Genomic DNA, 7,594 nt, shown 5'->3' on the forward strand with positions numbered 1-7,594 from the left:
TCAATCCGCCTTCGTCAGCCTTCTCACCACCTCCGCCGCAAGCACAAAGCCAAAGGTGCCGGTGACGAACGTCGCAGCACCAAAGCCAGCAGCGCAATCGAGGCGCAGGCCCGTTTCAGCGCCGGTTTCGGGTTCGAGGGAGCAGGAACCATCCGCCCACGGAAACACCGGCTTCTCCATGGAGAACACGCAGGGGATGTCCATCGTCACGGGGCGGCCCTGTTCGCTTTTGGCGAAGCCATAGTCACGGCGCAGGCTCTGGCGCACACCACGGAGCAGGGGATCCGCCCCGGCATGACCGAGATCGGCGATTTTGATGCCGGTGGGATCTCGCCGCCCCCCGGCAGATCCCGAAGTGATGACCGGCAAACCGCGTGCATGGCAGCGGGCGATGATGATCGCCTTGATCGAAGTACGATCCACGGCATCGACCACGAAATCAAAATTCGGCGCGAGCAGACGGTCCGCATTCGATTCCGTGAGGAACTCGATGACGCGGTTCACGCGGCAGGCGGGATTGATCTCGGCCACGCGTGCGGCCAGCACATCGACCTTCGACACACCGATGGTGTGGGCCAGCGCGGGAAGCTGCCGATTGGTGTTGGTGATGCAGACGTCATCCATGTCGATCAACGTCAGCTCGCCAATGCCGCTGCGCACCAGAGCCTCCACGATCCAGGACCCCACACCACCAACACCCACGATGGCGACGTGTGCTGCGGCAAGACGTGGCAGCGCTGCAGCTCCGTAAAGCCGCCCGATGCCGCCAAAGCGTTGGGTGTAGGATTCATCCATGCAGTCGTTTAGCGTGGGCAGCACTTGAGATCAAGGAACTGCCGAGCCATGGATCATTCGATTTAGCCGCAGAGAGGCGGAGGAGCAGAGGCGGCAGAGATTTTGAATAAATTCGGATTTTCTGCTCCCTCTGCCTCTTTGCTCCTCTGCGGCTAAACCGAGCGTCGCCAGCTTTTCTCAGCAATGATGCGCTCCACGCGTATTCACGTAGAGCGAATAAAGGCTCTGCGAAGCGGTGATGAAGAGGCGGTTCCGCTTCGGACCGCCGAAGCAGAGGTTGCTGGCGGTTTCAGGAAGCTTGATGTAGCCGAGCATTTTCCCTGCGGGATTGAAGACGTGGACGCCATCGTAGCCGTCGCCGATCCAGCCGGCGCTGGCCCAGACATTGCCCTCGACGTCGCAGCGGATGCCGTCCGAGTTTCCTTTGGCAGCTTTGTCGGTGAGCATGCCTTTGTTAGTCGCAAATACCTTCCCGTTCTTCACCTTCTTGCCATCCACCTCATACACCCGGATGTTCTTCGGCGCACCCGTGTCCACGATATAAACCTTCTGGTAGTCCGGCGAAAAACAGAGCCCGTTCGGTTTCTCCAGATCCTCCGTAACCTTGCTGATCTCACCACTTGGATCGATGCGATACACCGCCTCCTTCAGCAGCAGTTCTCCTTTGTTGCCCTCGTAATCCATCATGCTGCCGTAGCCGGGATCGGTGAACCACACGGAGCCGTCGGCATGCACGGCGCCGTCATTCGGTGCGTTGAGCGGTTTGCCTTCAAACTTGTCGGCCAGCACGGTGATCTTGCCGTCGAGTTCGTAGCGGACGACGCGGCGCGTGGCGTGCTCAAAGGAGATCTGGCGGCCCTGTAGATCAAAGGTGTTGCCGTTGCTGTTGTTCGCGTTGTTGCGCAGCACGGAGACGTGGCCATCTTCGGGCAGATACCGCATCTGCGCGTTGTTCGGGATGTCGCTCCACACGAGGTAGTTGCCGCTGCCGTTCCATGCCGGGCCTTCCGCCCAGAGCATGCCGGTGTGCAGGCGGCGGATGGGCGAGTTTCCCTGAATGAGTTTTTCAAACTCAGGCTCGAGCACGATGACATCGGGATCTGGATAGCGCTCGGGCGTCTGGCCGGACCAGTCGCGGGACAGCAAAGTCGTGGTGGCGGCGGAAACGGCGAAACTGGTCAGGAAGGTGCGGCGGCTGGTGTTCATGGCAGGAGATGGTTGTAGCGAATGGAACGTGCGATTGACAAGAGATTTGGCAGCAGGAGAGAAGGAGATAGCACACAAAAAAGCCCCGGCTGCATCGCTGCGACCGGGGCTGGAGTGATCCAGGTTGGTGAGATTAGACGATCTCCACGTTCTGGCGGCCATGCTCGGCATAATCCTTCGCAGCCCAGCCGGGCATGGCGACAGGGTACCAGCCTTCAGCATCGGGTTTGACCGGCGCTTCGGACTCGGGGGTGATGATGTTGGGCATGTGCTGCACTTTGCTGTTGAGCACTTCATCCCACTTCAGCTCCTTGCCGGAGTAGGTGGCCATGCGGCCCATGAGGGCGGTCATCGTGGATTCAGCACCGTAGTAGGCGTTGTTGACGGGCTTGTTCTCACGGATGGCGGCCTGCAGGGTGTCGTGCTCGGTCTGATATGGATCTGGATCCAGCTTCTTGGCATTTCCCTTGCCTGCCGATGCGGGATCCTTGCCACCTGGGCGGTATTTCCAGATGGTTTCGCCCTTGTGGTTGTTGGCGTAGCAGCGGCCGCTGTTGTCGAGGTAGATCTTGCCTTTGGTGCCGGTGAATTCTTCGCGCACGGCGTTGCTCACACCGGACTGGTGACGGCACTGGCTGTTGATGCGGACACCGTTTTCATAGGTGTACTCCACGTAGTGGTGGTCATAGATTTGGGCGAATTTCTTGTCCACACGCTGCTGGCGGCCGCCCATGCCCTGGGCGCTGATGGGGTGACCACCAAGGAACCAGTTGGCCACGTCGATGTTGTGGATGTGCTGCTCATTGATGTGGTCTCCGCAGAGCCAGGTGAAGAAATACCAGTTGTTGAGCTGGTACATGAGTTCGGTCTGGTCTGGGCGCTTGTCGCGGAACCAGATGCCACCGCCATTCCAGTAAACCTGGCCGGAGACGATGTCGCCGATGACGCCGTTCTCCTTGACCTGAGTGAGGGCTTCGCGGTAGCAGTTTTGGTAGCGACGCTGAAGACCGCAGACGACCTTGAGGTTTTTCTCGTCGGCAATTTTGGCCATTTCAAGGACCTTGCGCACGCCGGGGCTGTCCACAGCGACGGGCTTTTCCATGAAGATGTTTTTACCAGCGTTCACAGCGGCTTCGAAGTGATACGGGCGGAAGCCGGGAGGCGTCGTGAGGATGACGAGATCGCAGCAATCGATCACCTTCTGATAAGCGTCCGTACCGGCAAAGATGCGGGAGTCATCGACCTTCACCTTGTCTGGGACTTTGTTGCGCAGATTGCTCAGCGCGCCGTCCGCCTTTTCTTTGAAGGCGTCGCCCACAGCGTGCAGCGTGACGCCTTTCTGATTGGTGCTGAGCGCCTGGCCGGCAGCGCCGGTGCCACGACCGCCGCAGCCAATGAGGCCGATTTTGATTTCATCGCTGCCGGCAACATTCGCGGACTGGGCGACGGTGAGGCCGGTGCTTGCTACAGTCGCGGCGGTGGTGCCGATAAACTGGCGGCGGGAGGTCGCCGCTGCTGGGGGTGGGGTCGGTGTGTTCATGGGTTGAATGGGTTGGGTTGACGTGGCTTCAAATCAGGCGAGCGCGTTTTTGATGAGCGCGTAGCCTTCGGTGTAAACTTGTTCGGTGTTGGGGAAGAAATCGCGCCAGACACGGGTGGCGGCGGCGAGGTCTGGCAGGGCGCTGCCAAAGGCTTCGATGGTCATCCAGCCGTCATAGCCGATCTTTTTGAGGTGCTTGATCTGCTCAACGATGTTGATGTGGCCACGGCCAGGAGTGCCGCGATCATTTTCGGAAATGTGGACGTGGTTGAGCTTGCCGGAGGCAAACACCGTGTCGATGGCCGCCAGCGGGTTCTTCTCTTCGATGTTGGCGTGGAAGGTGTCATACATCGTGCCGAAATTCGGATGATCGACGCGCTTCACGTAGGCGGCAGCCTGCTCCATGGTGTTGAGCAGGTGGGCCTCGAAGCGATTGAGCGCTTCGATGGCGCACTTCACGCCTGCGGCTTCAGCGACGGGAGCGATGGCACGGTGCACTTCGGCAGCGCCTGCAAGTTCAGCTTCCGAAGGGAAGGCTCCGGTAAACTGGCCGAGCACCTGGTAATAGGGGCCGACGAGAGTCTGCACGCCGGCGTTGTGCGCGCATTCGATCACACGCTTGAGATGATCAATGGCACCCTGGCGGTTGGCCGCGACGGGGCTGATAGCGTTGTGGGCTTCATCTGGCAGGACGGTGACAGCCGTGCATTCGAGGCCGTTGTCCTTCAGCACCTGGCCGATGCCTTTGAAATGGGCGGGATTGCTGACATCAAAGATCGGAACCTCGACTCCGTCGTAGCCGGTGGCCTTGAGTTTTTCGATGACGGGGTAGTTTGCCTCGGTGATGTGGCCGGAGTAGAGAAGGAGATTGAAGCCGATTTTCATGGGGTGGGACACGAAGCTAGGGAATGGCGGGCGAATTGGCAAGGTCTGTGTCGGAAGATTTCCCTCGTCAGGCACAACGCCCGTGCTGCCGCCTCTATTGCGCCAACCTCGGGAAATCGCAGCACAGGCTCAGCAGCGGCAAATTAGGCATTGAAAAGGATGCGCCCGATTTCATTAGTGCGTAGACTTCCCGCCATGCGAGTTTGCTGGCTGAAATCACACCTCATCATGACTGCCCTCCGTTTCATCGCGCTGTCCGCCACCTGCCTTGCCCTGGCTTCCTGTGAAAACACGAACAAATCCGGCGGCACTAGCAGCGATCCCTATGCCTCCAACTACGGCACCGACGGGCATTACAATCCTTACCCGGGCCAGAGCGGCTACGCTTCTTCCACCACGCCGAAGTATCAGACCCCGCCGGCCCCGCCCTCCCTGCCGCCGGAGCCTCCTGCGAACCCCTATGCTTTCAGCGGCACGAAGAAGGTGACGCCGTCCAGCACGTCATCCACGCCCAAGAAGTCCACGGCTTCCAGCAGCTCTGCGAAGAAGAAGTCCACCCCTTCGAAATCCAAAGCGACTGGCAAAAAGTCCTCGGGGTCGAGATACACCGTCGTCAAGGGTGACACGCTCTCCTCCATCGCCCGGAAAAAGGGTTCTTCCGTGGCTAAGATCAAGGCCGCCAACGGCCTCAGCAGTGATCTGATCCGACTTGGTCAGTCCCTGAAAATCCCCTGATTCAACGTTCGACGCATTTTTTGGCTCCAAAACGTGCTGCGACCTGAATAATTCCACCGTCACGGCCGTCAATCCTCTGCCAACAATAATCCATGCCTGCCTCAGCATCGACTGACCCTGGCGAAGTCTCAGACCTCGACTTGGTCAAACGCAGCCAAGCAGGCGACACGCGGGCCTTTGACGTTCTCGTCACGCGCTACCGTGGGAGGATTTATGCCATGACCTATCACCTCATCCAGAACGAAACCGAAGCATGGGACCTCGCCCAAGAGGCCTTCATCAAGGCATGGCGCGCGCTGCCGACGTTCAAGCATGATGCGGGATTCTACACCTGGCTCTACCGCATCGCCCACAATGTGAGCTATGACTGGCTCCGGAAAAAGAAGATCCAGGGCGATGGTGAATTCGATGACGAACGCACCGAGCACCGCGTCGCCGTAGGCGCGGAAGCCACGCCGAAGGGCGATCTAGCGCCCGACGCTGCCATGACAAACGCCGAGCTCGGGCAGCGTATTCAGCAGGCCATCGCCAAACTTTCGCCCGAACACCGCCAGGTCATCGTCCTGCGCGAGGTCGAAGGGCTCGCTTATGAAGAAATCGCCGCCCTCATCCCCTGCTCTCTCGGCACGGTGATGTCGCGTCTGTTTTACGCCCGCAAGAAACTTCAGGAACAACTCCACGACGTTTATGAAACCTCCATCTGAAGAACACGACCTCATTCGCTGGATTGATGGCGAAATGAATGAAACGGAAAGCGCCACTTTTGAGGAGCGCCTCAAGCAAGATCCCGTGCTCGCCAAGGAAGCCCGGCAGATGCGCGAGCTGAGCAACAGCCTCCGCACCCATCTGCCCGCCGAAATGCGTGTGCCGCACGCCGATTACTTCAATACTCAGATCGGAGTGCGCATCACCCAGATGGCGCTGGACGACACACGCGCCAAGCAGGCCGCTCCGGGCTGGGGCGCCATGTTTCAATGGCTGCGCCAGCCATGGTTTGCGCTGGCCGGCACTGCTGCCTTGGCGGTTCTGGGCTTCTTCCTGATGAATCCCGCGACAGGTGACGCTTCGGAAAGCATGATCCTCAGTTCCTACACCCCCAACACCCACGTGCAGGCGCGCACCTACCATGACACTGCCGCAGATGCCACCGTCCTGATGCTTGATGGACTGGATGCTGTGCCGGCTGAGCGTAAAGTTTCGGGAATCAACATCCAGCGCAGTGAAGTGGAGCCTCAACTGGCCTCGACAACGATGTTCGACGCCCATGGAACTCCGGTGCTCATGATTTCCCGTGACGCACTTGGCAATCCCATGATCACTCCTCGCGGATGAAGCCCCTCCTTACAGCGCTCTTCCTTGTCATCAGCACGGCTCTTGCCAGTGCCCAGGGGCAGCCACCCTCTGTGGTATCTTCAGTCAAACACGCGACTGAAGGTCACGTGTGGGGCGCGCTCATTTTCGCCACCAACGATGCCACCCAACTGACCGGCGCCAAAGAGCCGATTCACGCGGAGCTGCCCCGGCTGAATGAGCGACTCGCGAAGGTGTTTCCGTTCAAACACTTCGAAATCCTCGGCCAGCATCGGCAGGACATCTTCCGTGAGTATGAATCCTGGGTCGTTCCTTCCCGGGATCTGTTCATGAAAATTGACTCCAAAGGACCGGCTGACAAAGGCGGGGTGAATTTACATCTTCAAGTCTGGCGTGAGCAGCAGGTTTTGGTCAAAAGTGATGCCGTTCTGCGCAAAGACAGCCCCTTGTTCATCGGCGGACCGCCATGGAAAGAAGGACGTTTGATTTTTGTTCTGTTCCTGGAGCGCAAATAAAAGGAACTCACTGGTCCAATCGTCCAGTTCAACGACTCAACAGGCTTCGATCAGCATAAAACGATCAAGTCACGCGGCAGAAATCAGCCGTTAAGGCTCATGACTCTCGCCGAGAAATGACGATGGGCGCCAAACCCGGCGACTGATCCCAGCGAATCACAAAGTTCTGCCGAAATGGGATCTCTTTTTCCATCTGCCCGAGGGGGTAAAGTCGCCCCTCCAGCTAGGAATTACTGATTTGTGCATGCGCCAGGCCGAGGCGAGACGCACCATTTTCGGTGCTGCAGGTGGTGCCGATGTCGCGCACGGCGTTTGAGCGTAAATTTCGCAGTCATTTCGGGTGTTCACCGTATGGCGAGATCCTGAAGGTGAGGCTGCAGCATGCGCGTCAGCTGCTGAGCACGACGCGTCTTTCGATAGCGGAAGTTGCCGAGCGCGCCGGTTTTTCATCGGGGGAGTATTTGTGCGTGGCCTTCAAGAACCAGGGGTGGCCGAGTCCGAAGACGTTCCGTGCGCCGGCGCGGGGGTGAGTGGTGACGCTGGGCAGGATTTGTGCGCGGTTCGCGGTTTGAGTTTGCAGCTCGCGGCGCGCAGCGCTGGGTCTGCC

The 7,594-nt window shown here is 59.1% G+C and carries 9 protein-coding genes; 5 read left to right on the forward strand and 4 right to left on the reverse strand.

Annotation, left to right across the window (positions count from 1 at the left end):
* From AC24GY_RS23610 to AC24GY_RS23625, 4 genes are all read right to left on the reverse strand, one after another.
* Complete coding sequence (locus AC24GY_RS23610) at nucleotides 1–795, reverse strand: tRNA threonylcarbamoyladenosine dehydratase (RefSeq protein ID WP_487687918.1); 795 nt, start codon at nucleotides 793–795, stop codon at nucleotides 1–3.
* A 177-nt stretch (nucleotides 796–972) separates the two neighbouring features.
* Nucleotides 973–2,001, reverse strand: coding sequence for an SMP-30/gluconolactonase/LRE family protein (locus AC24GY_RS23615; RefSeq protein WP_487687920.1), 1,029 nt, complete (start codon nucleotides 1,999–2,001; stop codon nucleotides 973–975).
* A 133-nt stretch (nucleotides 2,002–2,134) separates the two neighbouring features.
* Nucleotides 2,135–3,541, reverse strand: a complete 1,407-nt coding sequence (locus AC24GY_RS23620) for a Gfo/Idh/MocA family protein (RefSeq protein WP_422316212.1) — start codon at nucleotides 3,539–3,541, stop codon at nucleotides 2,135–2,137.
* A gap of 33 nt (nucleotides 3,542–3,574) precedes the next feature.
* Nucleotides 3,575–4,426: a sugar phosphate isomerase/epimerase family protein gene (locus AC24GY_RS23625; protein WP_487687923.1), complete on the reverse strand. Its 852-nt coding sequence runs from the start codon at nucleotides 4,424–4,426 to the stop codon at nucleotides 3,575–3,577.
* A gap of 228 nt (nucleotides 4,427–4,654) precedes the next feature.
* Here AC24GY_RS23625 and AC24GY_RS23630 point away from each other — a divergent pair, with 228 nt between their 5' ends.
* From AC24GY_RS23630 to AC24GY_RS23650, 5 genes are all read left to right on the forward strand, one after another.
* Nucleotides 4,655–5,161: a LysM peptidoglycan-binding domain-containing protein gene (locus tag AC24GY_RS23630; RefSeq protein WP_487687926.1), complete on the forward strand. Its 507-nt coding sequence runs from the start codon at nucleotides 4,655–4,657 to the stop codon at nucleotides 5,159–5,161.
* Between the two features lie 92 nt (nucleotides 5,162–5,253).
* The gene (locus AC24GY_RS23635) at nucleotides 5,254–5,865 is read left to right on the forward strand and encodes a sigma-70 family RNA polymerase sigma factor (RefSeq protein WP_422316217.1); all 612 of its coding nucleotides are present in this window, start codon (nucleotides 5,254–5,256) and stop codon (nucleotides 5,863–5,865) included.
* A complete protein-coding gene (locus AC24GY_RS23640) occupies nucleotides 5,849–6,493 on the forward strand; it encodes an anti-sigma factor family protein (RefSeq protein WP_487687929.1) in 645 nt (214 codons plus the stop codon). The genes AC24GY_RS23635 and AC24GY_RS23640 overlap by 17 nt, the downstream gene beginning before the upstream one ends.
* Nucleotides 6,490–6,987, forward strand: coding sequence for a hypothetical protein (locus tag AC24GY_RS23645; protein WP_422316221.1), 498 nt, complete (start codon nucleotides 6,490–6,492; stop codon nucleotides 6,985–6,987). Before AC24GY_RS23640 ends, AC24GY_RS23645 begins: the two co-directional genes overlap by 4 nt.
* Nucleotides 6,988–7,283: 296 nt before the next feature.
* A complete protein-coding gene (locus AC24GY_RS23650) occupies nucleotides 7,284–7,517 on the forward strand; it encodes a helix-turn-helix transcriptional regulator (protein WP_487687937.1) in 234 nt (77 codons plus the stop codon).
* Nucleotides 7,518–7,594: the final 77 nt, after the last annotated feature.

It is taken from the genome of Prosthecobacter sp. Pr1 (assembly GCF_057652315.1).